The sequence below is a fragment of the Vibrio scophthalmi LMG 19158 genome (assembly GCF_000222585.1).
Lineage (GTDB): Bacteria > Pseudomonadota > Gammaproteobacteria > Enterobacterales > Vibrionaceae > Vibrio > Vibrio scophthalmi.
On record NZ_AFWE01000038.1, the window covers coordinates 18,486 to 34,882 of the forward strand.

General features: G+C 46.5%; 18 protein-coding genes. 14 read left to right on the forward strand and 4 right to left on the reverse strand.

Annotation, left to right across the window (positions count from 1 at the left end; translation table 11 throughout):
• Positions 1-12: 12 nt before the first annotated feature.
• Positions 13-1,191, forward strand: coding sequence for a 2-octaprenyl-6-methoxyphenyl hydroxylase (ubiH, locus tag RH88_RS01730; RefSeq protein ID WP_005593038.1), 1,179 nt, complete (start codon positions 13-15; stop codon positions 1,189-1,191).
• 21 nt (positions 1,192-1,212) lie between these two features.
• Complete coding sequence (locus tag RH88_RS01735; RefSeq protein ID WP_005593040.1) at positions 1,213-2,439, forward strand: FAD-dependent 2-octaprenylphenol hydroxylase; 1,227 nt, start codon at positions 1,213-1,215, stop codon at positions 2,437-2,439.
• A gap of 79 nt (positions 2,440-2,518) precedes the next feature.
• On the opposite strand, the gene RH88_RS01740 is transcribed toward RH88_RS01735, so the two are convergent.
• From RH88_RS01740 to ygfZ, 3 genes are all read right to left on the reverse strand, one after another.
• Complete coding sequence (locus tag RH88_RS01740) at positions 2,519-2,725, reverse strand: DUF1107 domain-containing protein (protein WP_005593042.1); 207 nt, start codon at positions 2,723-2,725, stop codon at positions 2,519-2,521.
• A 597-nt stretch (positions 2,726-3,322) separates the two neighbouring features.
• The gene (locus RH88_RS01745; protein WP_005593043.1) at positions 3,323-3,799 is read right to left on the reverse strand and encodes an aminoacyl-tRNA deacylase; all 477 of its coding nucleotides are present in this window, start codon (positions 3,797-3,799) and stop codon (positions 3,323-3,325) included.
• Positions 3,789-4,769 (reverse strand): tRNA-modifying protein YgfZ, encoded by a 981-nt coding sequence (gene ygfZ / locus RH88_RS01750; RefSeq protein WP_005593044.1) that lies wholly within the window; start codon positions 4,767-4,769, stop codon positions 3,789-3,791. The genes RH88_RS01745 and ygfZ overlap by 11 nt, the downstream gene beginning before the upstream one ends.
• 246 nt (positions 4,770-5,015) lie before the next feature.
• Here ygfZ and RH88_RS01755 point away from each other — a divergent pair, with 246 nt between their 5' ends.
• The gene (locus tag RH88_RS01755) at positions 5,016-5,276 is read left to right on the forward strand and encodes an FAD assembly factor SdhE (protein ID WP_005593045.1); all 261 of its coding nucleotides are present in this window, start codon (positions 5,016-5,018) and stop codon (positions 5,274-5,276) included.
• Positions 5,245-5,658 carry a protein YgfX gene (locus RH88_RS01760; RefSeq protein WP_231893139.1) on the forward strand — a complete coding sequence of 138 codons (414 nt, stop codon included), beginning with the start codon at positions 5,245-5,247 and terminating at the stop codon, positions 5,656-5,658. The genes RH88_RS01755 and RH88_RS01760 overlap by 32 nt, the downstream gene beginning before the upstream one ends.
• A gap of 36 nt (positions 5,659-5,694) precedes the next feature.
• On the opposite strand, the gene nadB is transcribed toward RH88_RS01760, so the two are convergent.
• The gene (gene nadB / locus RH88_RS01765) at positions 5,695-7,311 is read right to left on the reverse strand and encodes an L-aspartate oxidase (protein ID WP_005593047.1); all 1,617 of its coding nucleotides are present in this window, start codon (positions 7,309-7,311) and stop codon (positions 5,695-5,697) included.
• A 314-nt stretch (positions 7,312-7,625) separates the two neighbouring features.
• Between nadB and rpoE the strand changes: the two genes are divergently transcribed.
• From rpoE to pdxJ, 10 genes are all read left to right on the forward strand, one after another.
• Entirely contained in the window at positions 7,626-8,204 is a 579-nt protein-coding gene (rpoE, locus tag RH88_RS01770; RefSeq protein WP_005593048.1) for an RNA polymerase sigma factor RpoE, read from the forward strand.
• A gap of 10 nt (positions 8,205-8,214) precedes the next feature.
• Positions 8,215-8,847 (forward strand): sigma-E factor negative regulatory protein, encoded by a 633-nt coding sequence (locus tag RH88_RS01775; RefSeq protein ID WP_241212153.1) that lies wholly within the window; start codon positions 8,215-8,217, stop codon positions 8,845-8,847.
• The gene (gene rseB, locus RH88_RS01780) at positions 8,844-9,824 is read left to right on the forward strand and encodes a sigma-E factor regulatory protein RseB (protein ID WP_005593053.1); all 981 of its coding nucleotides are present in this window, start codon (positions 8,844-8,846) and stop codon (positions 9,822-9,824) included. Before RH88_RS01775 ends, rseB begins: the two co-directional genes overlap by 4 nt.
• The gene (locus tag RH88_RS01785) at positions 9,821-10,291 is read left to right on the forward strand and encodes a SoxR reducing system RseC family protein (RefSeq protein WP_005593054.1); all 471 of its coding nucleotides are present in this window, start codon (positions 9,821-9,823) and stop codon (positions 10,289-10,291) included. The genes rseB and RH88_RS01785 overlap by 4 nt, the downstream gene beginning before the upstream one ends.
• A gap of 114 nt (positions 10,292-10,405) precedes the next feature.
• Positions 10,406-12,199, forward strand: coding sequence for a translation elongation factor 4 (gene lepA, locus RH88_RS01790; protein WP_005593055.1), 1,794 nt, complete (start codon positions 10,406-10,408; stop codon positions 12,197-12,199).
• Positions 12,200-12,289: 90 nt separating this feature from the next.
• Positions 12,290-13,186, forward strand: coding sequence for a signal peptidase I (lepB, locus tag RH88_RS01795; RefSeq protein ID WP_005593056.1), 897 nt, complete (start codon positions 12,290-12,292; stop codon positions 13,184-13,186).
• 15 nt (positions 13,187-13,201) lie between these two features.
• Positions 13,202-13,879: a ribonuclease III gene (rnc, locus tag RH88_RS01800; protein ID WP_005593057.1), complete on the forward strand. Its 678-nt coding sequence runs from the start codon at positions 13,202-13,204 to the stop codon at positions 13,877-13,879.
• Positions 13,872-14,852: a GTPase Era gene (gene era, locus RH88_RS01805; protein WP_005593058.1), complete on the forward strand. Its 981-nt coding sequence runs from the start codon at positions 13,872-13,874 to the stop codon at positions 14,850-14,852. The genes rnc and era overlap by 8 nt, the downstream gene beginning before the upstream one ends.
• Positions 14,853-14,942: 90 nt before the next feature.
• On the forward strand, positions 14,943-15,668 hold the full coding sequence (gene recO / locus RH88_RS01810) for a DNA repair protein RecO (protein ID WP_005593059.1): 726 nt from the start codon (positions 14,943-14,945) through the stop codon (positions 15,666-15,668).
• Positions 15,665-16,396 (forward strand): pyridoxine 5'-phosphate synthase, encoded by a 732-nt coding sequence (pdxJ, locus tag RH88_RS01815; protein WP_005593061.1) that lies wholly within the window; start codon positions 15,665-15,667, stop codon positions 16,394-16,396. Before recO ends, pdxJ begins: the two co-directional genes overlap by 4 nt.
• Position 16,397: the final 1 nt, after the last annotated feature.

Below are 16,397 nucleotides of genomic sequence, written 5' to 3' on the forward strand. Positions count from 1 at the left end.
TAGGTTAGTTTGATGAAGCAGTTTGATGTGGTGATTGCCGGTGGAGCAATGGCAGGTATGACGCTTGCCTTAGCGTTAGATACTCTCTCGCGAAGCCAACTTCGCATTGCGGTGGTTGAGCCTTTTACGGTCGATCATCAAGCGCATCCCGGATTTGACTCGCGCTCGATCGCCCTCTCTTTTGGTACGGTAGAAATTCTAAAAAGTTTGGGTTTATGGGAGCAGATCGCCCCTGTAGCGACAGCAATAAAACACATTCACGTTTCAGATCGCAGCCATGCCGGCATGACCAATATTGATCATAGCGATATTTCTGTGGCGGCCCTTGGTTATGTGGTAGAGCTGGCAGACGTTGGACGTATCTATCAAACACAACTGGAACAGCGTCCCTCTATCTCGCTACTTTGCCCTGACTCTGTGCATGAAATCGAACGTACCGCTAGCCACAATGTGGTGACGTTACAAAGCGGTGAGCAGCTAGAGTGCCGATTGCTGGTGGCGGCGGATGGCGCGATTTCGTCTTGCTGCCAAGCGCTTGGTTTTGAGCTTAAACAGCATGATTTTGACCAAGTCGCTCTGATTGCCAATATTCGCTGTCAGCAAGCGCATCAAGGGCGCGCTTTTGAACGTTTTACCGAGCAAGGCCCTGTCGCATTATTGCCGATGAGCGATGATCGCATGTCGTTGGTATGGTGTCTGCGTCCTGAGGTTGCCGAGCGTGTATTGCAATTGGATGATGCGGCGTTTCTTGCTGAATTACAGCAAGCTTTTGGCTGGCGTTTAGGCCAAATGACGCAAGTCGGCCTGCGTGCTAGTTACCCGTTGTTATTGCGCTATCGTGCACAAAACATCTCGCATCGTTTTGCCATCGTGGGTAATGCTGCACAGACGCTTCATCCGATTGCGGGGCAAGGGTTTAATCTAGGTATTCGTGATGTGGCGAGTTTAGCTGAAGAAGTAGTGCAATCATTGACCGATGTTGGTCGTTATCAGGTATTGAATGCCTTTAGTCGTCGTCGCCAAGCGGATCGTGATACGACTATTGCGATGACGAGCGCATTAGTCCATATTTTTTCTAATGATTACCTATCATTGCGTATTGGTCGTAATCTCGGTTTAGCCATGATGGATAACGTTCCGTCACTCAAAACCCCTCTATTACAAAGAACTTTAGGTTTGGTGGCACGATAGTGCCAAGAAGGATGCAAATAGATGATGCAAAGCGTTGATATTGCGATTGTTGGTGGAGGCATGGTCGGCCTCGCTTTCGCCGCGGCAATGAAAGACAGTGATTTGAGAATTGCACTGATTGAGAGTCATATTCCGGATAGCGAACTGCAAGAACTTTCTGATGTTCGCGTATCGGCATTGAGCCGCTCTAGTGAAAGTATCCTGCGTAACCTTGGCGCATGGCAAGGCATTATTGATCGTCGAGCAGCGGCATACAGTGCGATGGAAGTTTGGGAGCAAGATAGTTTTGCGCGCATAGAATTTGATGCGAAGAAAATTGCCCAGCCCGATCTCGGTCATATTGTTGAAAACCGCGTGATTCAACTTGCTTTGTTAGAGCAAGTGAAGAAGCAGGCCAACGTGACGCTATTTATGCCTGCGCAATGTCAGTCAATGGCGATGGGGGAAAGCGAAGCCTGGCTAACGCTTGCGAATGGTCAATCTCTCACGGCGAAGCTTGTCGTCGGTGCTGATGGTGCTAATTCTTGGGTTCGTCGCCAGCAAGATATCCCGCTGACGCATTGGGATTACGGCCATAGTGCGATTGTGGCAAATGTGTGGACACAAGAGCCGCATGATAAAGTCGCTCGTCAGATTTTTACTCCGCAAGGGCCGTTGGCATTTTTGCCGATGGGCGGTAGCCAGATGAGCTCGATTGTATGGTCAACTGATCCTAGTCGCGCAGAGCAATTGGTCGCGATGGATAAAGAAGCGTTTAATAAAGCACTAACGGCAGAGTTTGATGCTCGTCTTGGCATGTGTGAAGTGATTGGTGAGCGTTTCTCTTTCCCATTGAAAATGCGTTATGCGCGAGATTTTGTGTGTGAACGAGTCGCCTTGATTGGTGATGCGGCGCATACCATTCATCCTTTGGCTGGTCAGGGGGTGAATTTAGGCCTGCTGGATGCGGCTTGTTTGGCGCAAGAAGTCTTGCAGCTTTGGCAGCAAGGGCAAGACATCGGCAGTAAGCGTAATTTGCGTAGTTATGAGCGCTGGCGTAAAGCGGAAGCGGCGAAAATGATCGCTGCGATGCAAGGCTTCCGAGACCTATTTGCAGGTGATAATCCGGCGAAAAAATTAGTTCGTGGTATCGGCATGCAATTAGTTGGTCAACTGCCGGGTGCAAAAGATGAGCTTCTAAAGCGCGCTTTGGGGCTCAAGGGGGATTTACCTAATTTGGCGAAATACCCACAATCATCGCTGCAATAAATATTGCGTTAAGTCATAAAGCAAAAGGGTTGGCTCTAGGCCAACCCTTTTTATATTCATCGCTATTCACAGCAACAGATTACGCGTAGGCACAGCGTAAACGCATGATCTCTTTGTTGACTTCTTTTACTGCTTGAAAATGCTTCTGTTCTGCTCTATCTGGCAAGATCAATTTGCCATTGTCGAATTCAAACTTTCCGACACCATAGATGTAGATTCTTCCTTTAAACAGCCGACTAACGTGTTTAGCAATCATACCGGGTGTATAGCGCTTAAACAGTCTCATAGCATTATCCTTATGTTTATCAAGCACTGGCAATTATAGAGATTCCCCACTTTAAAATGTGTGACTTTGTTGGGGGAATAATCAGTTGTTGTAGTTCGATTTGGATAATTGTGCTGTTGTGAGCAAAACTGCCAGCCAAAATCCAAATTCGTGTGACGATAACCTCACTAATCTTCTGTTGTTGGAACTGAGACATCCTGTCCAACGGGTGACTATTTGACCATTGGTGTATGACAGAATTAAGAATAGCTGAAAAAATGTTGGCTTTGCTAAGGGAATGTAAATTTTAAGGTAAAAAAAAGCCCGCTTGGGGCGGGCAAATAGTCACAGATGCATTACACAAAAAGTGGGTATCCAAAATAGCTATGGATTCACTTTTTACTGGCAGAGAAGGCTGAGTGAATCGTATTAGGGAATACCTAGCGCGATTGTGTACAACTTCGATCTACCAGTGTTTTCAGAATAGAGAAAAAAACGCCACTCGACTAGTTATGCTTGTTATGTGAATAATAATTAACATCTGCAACATAAATGTTTGCGATCAGTGTCGAATTTAAATGTTAGAAAACCAGTCGTTACATGACGGTTGTATGGCGATCATCGGCAGATGGAGGCGAGTTGAGGCTGGCAAAGCTTAATAAGATCGTGCAATTGTAATGCGATTCCAGCCATATTCGATCCACTGCTAATAGTGACTTCTTGTTCTTCCGTGAGTAATGGATCAAAGATGATCGGCATGGCCGTTTTGAGCAGTAGTGGTGTTACCGTGCCAATCTGATAGCCGGTAATGTCATAAACCCGCCCTAAATCCACGCAAGTCATTCGGCGACATTGCAATAGTGCGCGGACTTTCTTTGGATCAACAGATTGATCACCTGGCACACAAGCCAGAGCGTAATGATCGGCCATATCACGTAGCAAGATGGCTTTAACCATTTGTGAGGGACGTATACCGCGTTGCTGGGCCGCATCTTCAATACTTACCGAGGGGGCTTTATGCATCAGCAGGCGGTAGGCCACCTGCTGTTGATCCAAATAGCGCGTTAGCGGAGTTGGTTGGAAATTATTCGTCATCGAGTGAATAAGGCAGTGGTTGTAGGCTCCACTGAGCTTGAGGCTGTGCGCTAAGACGCAGTTGAGTGTCTGCTTCAAGAGTATTAGGTAATACAACTAATCCAATAGTTTCACCGTCATTAAAGCGGTAGTGTGCCATCAGGTGCCCCGCACTACGCCAGTTATCACCCACCGCACGCTCTAGGGCTGTTTCTGTTCCGATCTCAGCCTCGCTATAACCTTTAACGATATACATAGCACGCTTGTTGATACCGCGGTATTTTGCTCGAGCCACCGTTTCTTGGCCGGTATAGCAGCCTTTTTTGAAGCTAATGCCATTGAGCGCTTGTAGGTTAATTGCTTGTGGGATGTGCTCGTTTTGTTCCGCTTGTCCGACGATCGGTAAGGCTGCTTCAATATCAAAACGTCGCCATAGGCTTTCTTCCACCTTGAGAGCATCGATGTGATTAATCAACGTTTCTGCTCCTTGTGGTTCAAGCACTAATAGCCAGCGTTGTTGATCTACTTTAACGGCACTGCCGTTGATGCCCGCTAGCGTATTGAGTTGGCGAACATCGCCACGATCAGTGGTTAGGCTATCAATGGTGGTTTGCGCTTGCTCACCAAATAGGCCAAATAAAACATCTTCACTTGCGCTGATCTCAACTTTAGAAAAAATGGCGTATTTTTTTAATTCAGCCAACTGCTTTTCTACCGCTGATTTTGGCTCAAACAAAGCGTAGCCTTCATTATGGTGAAACAGGCGAAATGCAGCCCAGACCTTACCTTTCGCATCGCAATGCGCACCAAAGGTTGATTGGTCGGTAGGAAGCTGTACCACATCACAAGTCACTTGTCCTTGCAGGTAAGATTTAGCATCGTTACCAATCAGAGAAATGATGCCCCAAGATTTAAGATGGGTCAGCATCAAAGCCGGTAAGTCGTCGTTTTCTGAGACAGAATGTGGGGGGAAGTCGTTAAGCCAATCCATGATGAGTACCTTGAAGATGCGCTGCAAAATTTGATATCACTAATGTTAAGTCTTGTTGTTGCCTTTGCGCAACTGTTGAAATCAGTACTCGTCCGATCGAGGAATTGCACATTTGAGAGGTTTTGCAATTTTGCGACAATGCTCCAGACAAGCAAAAGTGTGACGGTTGTGTGACTGAGATAGTAGTTGTTGCAGGTCTAGCTTGCTACACTCGGGGCAAATAACCGATTTAGGTGAGGAAGTAGAATGTACACCACGGAAGAAAAAGCGCGTATTAAATGGGCATGTCGTCGTGGCATGCTAGAACTAGATGTTGTTGTGATGCCGTTTTTTGAAGAGTGTTTTGACGCATTAACAGAAACAGAGCAACGTGATTTTGTCTCTCTACTTGAGTGTGATGATCCAGATTTGTTTACTTGGATTATGGGCCATGCACGTAGTGAAAACTTAAGCCATGCCTCGATGGTTGATAAAATTGTTGCCCACAACCTCAGCAAAGTACGTTAACTCGACAACGAACGTTAATTTCAACGTTCAGTTCAGTCATTATTACTTACAGGCCAATACCATCTTAATGGTATTGGCCTGTTGTTTTATTAGCGTTAGCGCCATTCCTTTAGTGCCAAGTCTGTCTCTGCTTGTGCTGTTGATTGAAGCGAATAGGCAATATGGCTTGCTGCGTAAGCCGCTGTATGGCTCGGTGACGGTTTATGCTGACGGGCGTATCCAATGGGCGGGTTCGCAAGCGAAGATTGGGGTCGTGGTGTTTGCATTGCTCGAATGGGCACTATTGCTTCGCATTGATAAACATTGGCATGTGTTATGGCGTGATAGTGTCGATCCGCAGGCGTATCGCCAATTGATCTTACAATTAAAAAGGGAGCACTAGGCTCCCTTAGACAATCTCACTGCGCGAGCTATGCGATTACTCGCTCAGCTTGTTTGGCACCAAAATCGTTGGGCCACTCTCTTCCGCTGGTTCTGGGTAGTCAAGTGTGTAATGCAAACCACGACTCTCTTTACGTTCCATCGCACAACGCACCATTAACTCGGCAACTTGCAGTAAGTTACGCAGCTCAAGTAGGTTGTTTGATACGCGGAATGTGCTGTAATACTCGTGGGTTTCTTGTTGCAATAGTTGGATGCGACGTAGTGCTCGTTCAAGACGTTTGTCAGTGCGAACGATACCCATGTAGTCCCACATAAACAGACGTAGTTCATGCCAGTTGTGTTGGATGATCACTTCTTCATCACTGTTAGTGACTTGGCTTTCATCCCAGCAAGGTAAGCTTGAGGGTAGCTCGACGCTATTAATATTGTCGATGATGTTCTGTGCTGCTGACCAAGCGTACACCACACATTCTAATAGCGAGTTTGATGCCATACGGTTAGCACCATGCAGGCCGGTATAGCTCACTTCACCAATCGCATACAGGTGCGATAAATCGGTTTGACCACGTTGGTCGACCATCACGCCGCCACAGGTATAGTGGGCCGCAGGCACAATTGGAATGGGCTCTTTGGTCATATCAATCCCGAGTTCCATTAATTTTGCGTGAATGGTTGGGAAGTGTTTTTCAATGAAATCTGCGGGCTTATGGCTGATATCCACATACATGCAGTCTGCGCCAAGGCGCTTCATTTCAAAGTCGATAGCGCGAGCAACCACATCACGAGGCGCAAGCTCGGCGCGCTCATCGAAATCAGGCATAAAGCGAGTGCCGTCTGGACGGCGTAGGAATGCGCCTTCACCACGTAAGGCTTCCGTCAGCAAGAAGTTACGTGATTCAGGATGGTACAAGCAGGTCGGGTGGAACTGGTTGAACTCAAGGTTTGCTACGCGACAACCCGCACGCCATGCCATCGCGATGCCATCGCCAGATGACACATCTGGATTCGAGGTGTATTGATACACTTTCGAAGCTCCGCCGGTTGCCAGCACGACAAATTTTGCACGCACGGTTTCCACGTGTTCATCGTTACGGTTCCAAATGTAAGCGCCAACGACGGTATCGCTGTCACCGCCGATTTTATCTGCGGTGATCAGGTCAAGGGCGTTGTGGCGTTCGAGAACCGTAATATTTGGGTGATTATGAACGTTATCTTGCAGTGATGTTTGCATCGCCATCCCGGTCGCGTCTGCGGCATGCAGAATGCGGCGATGGCTGTGGCCACCTTCGCGGGTTAGGTGATAACGAGGCGCTTCATCGCTGTCATTTTCAACACGGTCAAAGGGAACGCCACCATCAATTAACCACTGCACGCACTCTTTGGCGTTTTCAGCGATAAATTTAACGGTTTCTTTCTCACAGATGCCTCCGCCTGCGATCAGCGTATCTTCAACGTGTGAATCTATGCTGTCAGACTCATCAAACACCGCGGCGATACCGCCTTGGGCGTAAAATGTTGCACCTTCACTGCGTGGTCCTTTACTTAACACAATGACTTTGCCATGTTCGGCAACACGCAACGCTAACGATAGACCGGCAGCACCACTACCTATCACTAACACATCACACTGATGTTCACGGTTTGCGTTCATAAAAGTTTTAAAATCCTGAGTTATCGTAGAGTGGAAGCACTCTACCCAAAACGATTAATGCCAATAATAACACTCTGTACATCGGAATAGTGTTTTATTGTCATTGCTTTTCATGCCTGTCGTCCTCACAATCTAGCAAAAGACGAAGTAGCCCATTACTTAATCACCAAAAAAATGAAATTTGTTTGAACTTTCTTTTTTTTGCTTGGTCACAATAGTGCTCAAGTAAGCAGTGGTGTCAATACTACATTATGCATAATAAATACTCATATCTGCTTGGATAGGGGTGTAAAACGATAGGAGTACCCGCTCGAATGAACGAGCAGCTGACCGATCAAGTATTAATTGAGCGAGTTCAGAGTGGCGATAAGCAAGCATTCAATTTATTAGTTTTGAGATATCAAAACAAAGTCTGCAATCTTATTTCCCGTTACGTTAATAATCCTGGCGATGTGCCTGACGTAGCGCAAGAAGCATTTATTAAAGCTTATCGAGCAATACCTAGTTTCCGTGGCGAAAGCGCATTTTATACTTGGTTATATCGTATCGCTGTTAATACTGCGAAAAACCACATAGTAGCCCAAAGCCGTAGGCCACCTGCGCAAGATGTGGACACTGAAGACGCCGAATATTACGAAACAGGCAGTGCATTAAAAGAAATATCGAACCCTGAGAACTTAACGTTGTCCAATGAATTGAAACGTGTGGTTTTCAGTGCGATAGAAGCACTACCTGACGATTTAAAAACTGCGATGACTCTGCGAGAGCTGGATGGCTTAAGCTATGAAGAGATTGCCGTAGTGATGGATTGCCCTGTTGGAACGGTACGCTCGCGTATCTTCCGTGCACGCGAAGCGGTTGAGAAAAAAATCCAACCTCTTTTGCAACGCTAGTCGCAACTTAATGGTGAAAATAATGGCTGACAAAGAAAAACTTTCAGCACTCATGGATGGAGAATTGGTTGATAAGGCTCTGATTGCAGAGTTGGAAAATGACCAAGCAGGCTTAGACGCGTGGAAAAATTACCATTTAATTGGTGATGTACTACGTGGAGATGCACCGCTCAAGCCAGAGTGGAACATTGCTGAAAGCGTTGCTTTAGCGCTAGAAAATGAACCGGCTCACCGTCAGCTTGACGCACATAATGTGACAAGCATTGACGAGGCGCGTATTGAATCTCAACCAGCACCGCATCAGGCGAAACGCAACCTACCAGCGTGGATCACGCAATTTGGCCAGGTAGGTATTGCTGCGTGCGTTTCCCTTGCGGTGATTCTGGGGGTTCAACAAACGGGTGGGGACGTAGACAGTGGTACAGATCCACTTCCCGTGCTGCAAACGATTCCATTTAGTGGCAGTGTTGAGCCAGTAAGCTTGACCCGTGATTCGGTTGAGCAAGCGCCAAAAAATGGCGTCAACGTACAAGAGCAACGTCGCCGCATTAATGCGATGCTGCAAGATTACGAACTACAGCTTAGACTTAATAGTGAAAGCTCAATGGATCGTAACGATCATCCAGATACGGTAGTTGAATGAAAAAAATTCTGATCAGTGCGCTGGCGCTGTTCAGTTTGAATACTCCATTAGCCTTTGCAGATGAAAAACCTGCAGAGGCTTTGTTGCTTCAAATGAACCAAGCCAGTCAGCAACTCAATTATGAAATCTCTTATATCCTGATTAAGAAAAACAGTATTGAACCTTTGTTGTATCGTCATGCGATTGATGAGCAACAACAACTCGCACACCTGGTCTATTTAAGTGGTCCGGTGCGAGAAGTGATTCGTCGTGGTGACGAAATCAGCTATATCGAGCCTGGTACAGATCCTTTTACGATTGAATCAAGCAATATGGTCGCGCCGACTATCCCACTGCTTAATTCGGATGTAGAACAGCTCAGCGAATTGTACGACTTTATTAAAGTGGGTCGTGCGCGTGAAGCAGGCGTTGCTTGCCAAGTGCTGCGTGTAGTGCCAAAAGATGGCTTACGCTACAGCTACATCCTATGGATCGATGAGAAGAGCAAATTGCCACTGCGCGCCGATCTGGTTGATCGCGATGGCGAAGTGCTCGAGCAGTACCGAACTATTTCATATAGCGTCAATGATAAAATTGCTCAGATCCTCGCGGGTTTGAACGACGTCAAGCTACCGCAAGTGTTGTCGTTGCCAAAAGGTGAAGTCAAACAATCTTACTGGACGGTCGGTTGGATCCCGAAAGGCTTTGAAGCTAAAGAGCTGAATCGCTACCGTATGGCGAACACTGAACGCATGGTTGAAAGCCAAATGTACACTGATGGTTTGTTTAACTTTTCGATTTACGTTTCGCCGCGAGACGATCATTCACTGAAAGGTCAGATAGTTCGTCAAGGGCGTCGTACGCTACATACCTTTGTGCGTGATAACGCGGAAATATCAGTGGTGGGGGATATCCCTCCAGCAACGGCGAAGCGCATCGCTCAATCGGTAAGTTTCACTAAGCCATCGGCTGAATCGCAAGAGAAAGTTAAGCCATGATGACGGCATTGGCGACGGTGTCGGCCGTCACGCCTTGTGCATCAGGCTATGACGTTGAACTCAGCTGTGAACAAAAAACCAGTTGCTCAAGCTGCGCTTCGCAGAAGAATTGTGGCACCGGTATTGTCTCCAAAGCCATTGGCAGCAAAGTGCTGCATTGGCATTTGGCCACGCAGCAATTGCTGAAAGTCGGCCAAGTCGTCGAGATCGGTATGGCTGAAAAAAGCTTGCTGCAATCGGCAGCAATTGTCTATTTAGTACCGCTGTTTTCTCTCATCATTGGCGCGCTTGTTGCGCATTGGTGGATTGCCCCAGCCTTCGGCTTGGGTGAGGGCGCTGTTATACTATGTTCTATGCTTGCAACCGCACTTGGCATCATACTTGCGAAGCGTTTGGCTTTGCGCATCGAGCGACAATCCTCGCAACAAGTCATATTATTAAGAGTATTGGGCGAGCCTATCCAGTGAAATACTCAAGTGACTTGGGTAACAAAATTGGATAGAATCCTCCAACTTGATTGAAATGCCGTCAAACGACGGCTTTCTTATGTCCTATTTAAAAGAGCTTAGTCATACCAAACCATGAAGCACATTCGTAACTTTTCGATTATCGCCCACATCGACCACGGTAAGTCGACCCTATCTGACCGTCTGATCCAAGTTTGTGGCGGTTTATCCGATCGCGAAATGGCAGCCCAAGTTCTTGATTCTATGGACCTTGAACGTGAGCGCGGTATTACCATTAAAGCGCAAAGTGTAACGCTTGATTACACGGCGAAAGATGGTGAAACATACCAACTAAACTTCATCGACACTCCTGGGCACGTAGACTTTTCTTACGAAGTATCTCGTTCGCTTGCAGCGTGTGAAGGTGCTCTATTGGTAGTGGATGCAGGTCAAGGCGTAGAAGCGCAAACATTGGCAAACTGTTACACCGCTATTGAGATGGATCTAGAAGTCGTTCCAATCCTAAACAAGATTGACTTACCAGCTGCAGAGCCAGAGCGCGTAGCGGAAGAGATTGAAGAGATCGTAGGCATCGACGCGATGGAAGCAACGCGTTGTAGTGCAAAAACGGGCTTGGGTGTGGAAGATGTACTAGAAAACATCGTTGCTGCAATCCCTGCACCTGAAGGTGATCCTGATGCACCGCTACAAGCGCTGATCATCGACTCATGGTTTGATAACTACCTTGGCGTTGTTTCATTGGTTCGTATTAAAAACGGCTCAATCAAGAAAAACGACAAGATCAAAGTGATGAGCACTGGCCAAGTTTGGGGTGTTGATCGCTTAGGTATCTTCACACCAAAACAAATCGACACCACAGAGCTAAATACTGGCGAAGTAGGTTGGGTGGTTTGTGGTATCAAAGACATCTTGGGCGCGCCTGTTGGTGATACGCTAACACTGGCAAAAAATGGTTGTGAAAGCGCACTTCCAGGCTTTAAAAAAGTGAAGCCTCAGGTATACGCTGGCCTATTCCCAGTATCGTCTGATGATTACGAAAACTTCCGTGATGCACTAGGCAAATTAAGCCTAAATGATGCGTCACTATTTTATGAGCCAGAGAGCTCAGCAGCACTAGGCTTTGGTTTCCGTTGTGGTTTCCTTGGTATGCTGCACATGGAAATCATTCAAGAGCGTTTAGAGCGTGAATACGATCTAGATCTTATCACTACCGCACCAACGGTAGTGTACGAAGTGATTCAAACTGACGGTACAACCTTGTATGTTGATAGCCCAGCTAAACTGCCAGCAATCAACGACATTGAAGAGATGCGCGAGCCGATTGCTCGTTGTAACATCTTAGTACCTGCCGACTACCTAGGTAACGTCATTACCTTGTGTGTTGAAAAACGCGGCATGCAAGTCGACATGGTTTACCATGGTAACCAAGTGGCCGTGACTTACGACATTCCAATGGCAGAAGTGGTTCTCGACTTCTTCGACCGTTTGAAGTCAACATCACGTGGTTACGCATCATTGGATTACAACTTCCAACGCTTTGAAGCATCAAATATGGTACGTGTGGACGTACTATTGAACGGCGACAAAGTGGATGCATTGGCTATCATCACTCACAAAGATCAATCACAAAGCCGTGGTCGTCTATTGGTTGAGAAGATGAAAGAGTTCATCCCTCGTCAAATGTTTGATATCGCAATTCAAGCGGCGATTGGTAACCACATCATCGCACGTTCTACCGTTAAGCAGTTACGTAAAAACGTAATCGCAAAATGTTACGGTGGCGATATCAGCCGTAAGAAAAAACTGTTGAAGAAACAGAAAGAAGGTAAGAAACGTATGAAGCAGATCGGTAACGTTGAACTGCCTCAAGAAGCGTTCCTAGCGATTCTGCATGTTGGTAAAGATTAAAAAATTGGGCAACCGCTCAGTATCATGATCAAAATAAGTGAAAGGGTTTCGGCTCTTTCACTTTCGTGTTTTTGAAAGTAAGGGAAGTCAATGGCGAATACGTTTTCACTGATCCTAGTTCTAGTAACCTTAGTTACTGGTATTGTATGGGTGCTAGAGAAGTTGGTCTTTGCAAAAAAACGTCAGCAGAAATTGGCTGAAGTTGAAGTGCAAACTAACGGCTTGGATGCAGCGGCGAGAGAAAAAGTCTCCGCGCAGCCATGGTGGATTGAAAATAGTGTGTCGATTTTCCCTGTAATTGCTTTCGTTCTGATACTGCGTTCGTTTGTTTATGAACCATTTCAAATCCCTTCAGGCTCCATGATGCCAACATTGCTTGTTGGGGATTTTATCTTGGTTGAAAAATACGCTTACGGTCTAAAAGATCCTGTATGGCGTACTCAATTAGTTGAAACAGGTAAACCTGAGCGTGGCGATTCAATCGTCTTTAAATATCCACCTCAGCCAAGTGTTGATTACATTAAGCGTGTGGTCGGTTTACCGGGTGATATCGTGCGTTACAGCACCGATAAACAGATTTGTATTCAAAAGCCAGGTGAAGGCGAGTGTAAGCCAGTAAAACTGTTCAATGTTGAAAAGAGCAAGCTAATGCAAAGCGGCGTGCACATGATTCAAATGAACGAGCAACTGGGTGAGCATGATCATCAAATTCTTATCAATCCACTTCGTGAAGATCGCATTGAGGCGTATGAGCCTCGTAGCGGTGTTGCCGAGTGGGTGGTACCAGAAGGTCAATACTTTGTGATGGGTGATAACCGTGACAACAGTGCTGACAGTCGCTACTGGGGCTTTGTTCCAGAAGCCAACTTAGTCGGTAAAGCCGTCGCTATTTGGATCAGCTTTGAATTTGAGCGTGATCAGGATAGTGTTTTGCCTACTTGGATCCCAACTGGTGTGCGCTTCAACCGCATCGGTGGAATTAACTAACCAAATCGAGAGAGTATGAATTCTCCAATCGCAATTTTAGAGAAAAAACTCGGCTACACATTTAATGATGCCGAGTTTATCAATTTAGCGCTGACACACCGCAGCGCTAATGGGAAACACAATGAACGTCTTGAGTTTCTGGGCGATTCAATTTTAAGTTTTGTCATTGCTGATGAACTGTATCACCGCTTTCCGAAAGTAAACGAAGGTGATATGAGCCGTATGCGTGCAACGCTGGTACGCGGAAATACATTGGCGGAACTAGGACGCGAATTTGTTCTAGGAAATTACTTAAAATTAGGTCCAGGTGAATTGAAAAGTGGCGGTTTCCGTCGTGATTCTATTCTGGCCGATGCTGTCGAAGCTATCATTGGCGCTATCTATCTAGATAGTGACATCGAAGTGGTTCGCGGTATTGTGCTGAGCTGGTACCAAACTCGTCTTGATGAGATTAAGCCTGGTGCGTCACAGAAAGATCCAAAAACTCGCCTACAAGAGTTTTTGCAAGGTCGCAGAAAACCGCTGCCTGTCTACACAGTGACTAATATTAAAGGTGAGGCACACAACCAAGAGTTTACTGTGTCGTGTGAGGTTGCAGGTACTGGATCACCTGTAATTGGTAAAGGTACCAGTCGTCGCAAGGCAGAACAGGCGGCTGCGGAAACGGCATTAGAGCAATTGACCAATGGCTGATTCAACAGACAACAACGAATTTGATATCGATGCGTACTTCGCATCAGGCGGCGAGAAAAAAACAAGCTCGCCAACCAACCAACACTGTGGCTTTATCGCCATTGTTGGCCGTCCTAACGTAGGTAAATCGACGCTACTGAACAATATTCTTGGTCAGAAGATTTCGATCACTTCACGTAAGCCACAAACCACCCGTCACCGCATTATGGGTGTTGACACCGAAGGCGATTACCAAGCGATTTTCGTTGATACACCGGGGTTACACATTGAAGAAAAGCGCGCCATCAACCGTTTGATGAACCGTGCGGCTAACTCATCGCTAAGCGATGTGAACTTGGTGTTCTTCCTTGTCGATGGTACTCATTGGACTGCCGACGATGAGATGGTGCTTAACAAGCTACGCAACGCGAATTTCCCAGTGGTGTTGTGTGTCAACAAAGTTGATGTAGTAAACGATCGTAACGACGTTATGATGCACATGGCTGATTTGTCGAAGTTGATGGACTTTGTCGATATCGTGCCTATTTCAGCGAAACATGGTAAGAACGTTGATGTACTGCGTAAGCACGTACGTGCGCACTTGCCAAAAGCGACGCACCACTTCCCTGAAGAGTATGTGACAGACCGTTCACAGCGCTTTATGGCGTCTGAAATCGTTCGTGAAAAATTGATGCGCTTTACTGGTGAGGAACTACCTTACTCAGTGACGGTTGAGATTGAACGTTTCGATTACAACCCTGACACCGATGGCTTCCACATCAATGCATTGATTCTTGTTGAACGCAGCGGTCAGAAGAAAATGGTGATTGGTAAAGGTGGCGAGAAAATCAAAACCATCGGTCGCGAAGCACGTCTTGATATGGAAGAGTTGTTCGGCCGTAAAGTTTACCTAGAAACATGGGTAAAAGTGAAATCGGGTTGGGCAGATGATGAACGTGCTCTGCGTTCACTTGGTTATATCGACGATTTATAACGAGCTTAGGCGATAGTGTGTCGCTCCGAGTTCGTATTTAAAGGGAGCCTTAATGGCTCCTTTTTTATTATGGAATACGTATAGAAAACTATGTCTTCAGAAGGCTTACAGCGCTGCTTTGTATTGCACCGCCGCCCTTACAGTGAATCGAGTTTGATCCTTGATGTATTTAGTGAGGAGTATGGTCGTGTCACATTGATGTCTAAAGGGGCACGCAGTAAGCGTTCGAACCTGAAAGGCGCATTACAGCCGTTTACCCCTTTGTTACTCAAGTGGTCAGGCAATAGCTCAATGAAAACCTTACGCCAAGCCGAACCGATCAGCTTGGGGTTGCCACTTTCGGGCATCTTTCTCTATTCAGCGATGTATGTAAACGAGTTGATTGGGCGAGTGTTGATGGCAGAAGTGCCAATGCCAGGGTTGTTTCATGATTACTTGCATGCGTTGACGGAATTAGCCCAAGCGGATAACCCTGAGCCAGCACTGCGACGTTTTGAGTTAGCGATGCTCTCTGCATTGGGTTACGGTGTTGATTTTCTCCATTGCGCCGGTACCGGTGAGCCGATTGATCCTAACATGACCTATCGCTACCGCGAGCAGAAGGGGTTTATTGCCTCGGTACGCTTTGATAATCTCACCTTCAAAGGCGATGAACTGATTGCGATCAGTGAGCGCCGATTTGTTACCAAACAACAATTACACGCCGCAAAGCGCTTTACACGTATAGCGTTAAAGCCTTATCTTGGCGGTAAACCACTAAAAAGTAGGGAACTCTTTATCTCAAGAGTACCCCGAGCACGGAGTATTGAAAAATGAGCTCAATCTACCTAGGTGTTAACATCGACCATATTGCAACGCTACGTAATGCCCGTGGTACCAAGTACCCAGATCCTGTTCATGCTGCTGAGATTGCAGAGCGTGCCGGTGCGGATGGCATTACTATTCACCTACGTGAAGATCGCCGTCATATTAATGACCGTGATGTACGCATTCTGCGTGAGACGCTGCAAACTCGAATGAACCTAGAAATGGCTGTCACGGATGAGATGATTGAGATTGCACTGCAAACTCAACCTGAATACGTTTGTTTGGTTCCAGAAAAGCGTGAAGAGTTAACCACTGAAGGTGGGCTTAACGTTGCGGGTCAGCTAGAAAAAGTCAAAGCGGCGACGCAAAAGCTCTCTGCTGCAGGGATCAAAGTCTCTTTGTTTATTGATGCCGATCGCGAGCAAATTGATGCGGCGAAAGAGTGTGGCGCACCATTTATTGAGCTGCACACCGGTCATTATGCGGATGCGCAAAGTGAAACCGATCAAGCGGATGAGCTGAAGAAAATTGCCGCAGGTGCAAGCTATGCTGACAATCTGGGCATCACAGTCAATGCTGGACACGGTTTGACTTACCATAATGTGGCTGCGATTGCGGCAATTCCAGAAATTTATGAGTTGAATATTGGTCACTCAATTATTGGTCGTGCTGCTTTTGACGGTTTGAATAAAGCGGTGGCGGATATGAAAGCCTTGATGGTTGAAGCGCGTAAATAAG

Coding starts and splice junctions, on each gene's coding strand:
- RH88_RS01775 (WP_241212153.1), top strand. CDS start 8,215: ATGGTGAAAATAATGGCTGACAAAGAAAAACTTTCAGCACTCATGGAT.
- RH88_RS01740 (WP_005593042.1), bottom strand. CDS start 2,725: ATGAGACTGTTTAAGCGCTATACACCCGGTATGATTGCTAAACACGTT.
- RH88_RS01745 (WP_005593043.1), bottom strand. CDS start 3,799: ATGACGAATAATTTCCAACCAACTCCGCTAACGCGCTATTTGGATCAA.
- RH88_RS01755 (WP_005593045.1), top strand. CDS start 5,016: ATGTACACCACGGAAGAAAAAGCGCGTATTAAATGGGCATGTCGTCGT.
- ubiH (WP_005593038.1), top strand. CDS start 13: ATGAAGCAGTTTGATGTGGTGATTGCCGGTGGAGCAATGGCAGGTATG.
- lepB (WP_005593056.1), top strand. CDS start 12,290: ATGGCGAATACGTTTTCACTGATCCTAGTTCTAGTAACCTTAGTTACT.
- rnc (WP_005593057.1), top strand. CDS start 13,202: ATGAATTCTCCAATCGCAATTTTAGAGAAAAAACTCGGCTACACATTT.
- rpoE (WP_005593048.1), top strand. CDS start 7,626: ATGAACGAGCAGCTGACCGATCAAGTATTAATTGAGCGAGTTCAGAGT.
- nadB (WP_005593047.1), bottom strand. CDS start 7,311: ATGAACGCAAACCGTGAACATCAGTGTGATGTGTTAGTGATAGGTAGT.
- pdxJ (WP_005593061.1), top strand. CDS start 15,665: ATGAGCTCAATCTACCTAGGTGTTAACATCGACCATATTGCAACGCTA.
- RH88_RS01735 (WP_005593040.1), top strand. CDS start 1,213: ATGATGCAAAGCGTTGATATTGCGATTGTTGGTGGAGGCATGGTCGGC.
- RH88_RS01785 (WP_005593054.1), top strand. CDS start 9,821: ATGATGACGGCATTGGCGACGGTGTCGGCCGTCACGCCTTGTGCATCA.
- lepA (WP_005593055.1), top strand. CDS start 10,406: ATGAAGCACATTCGTAACTTTTCGATTATCGCCCACATCGACCACGGT.
- rseB (WP_005593053.1), top strand. CDS start 8,844: ATGAAAAAAATTCTGATCAGTGCGCTGGCGCTGTTCAGTTTGAATACT.
- recO (WP_005593059.1), top strand. CDS start 14,943: ATGTCTTCAGAAGGCTTACAGCGCTGCTTTGTATTGCACCGCCGCCCT.
- era (WP_005593058.1), top strand. CDS start 13,872: ATGGCTGATTCAACAGACAACAACGAATTTGATATCGATGCGTACTTC.
- ygfZ (WP_005593044.1), bottom strand. CDS start 4,769: ATGGATTGGCTTAACGACTTCCCCCCACATTCTGTCTCAGAAAACGAC.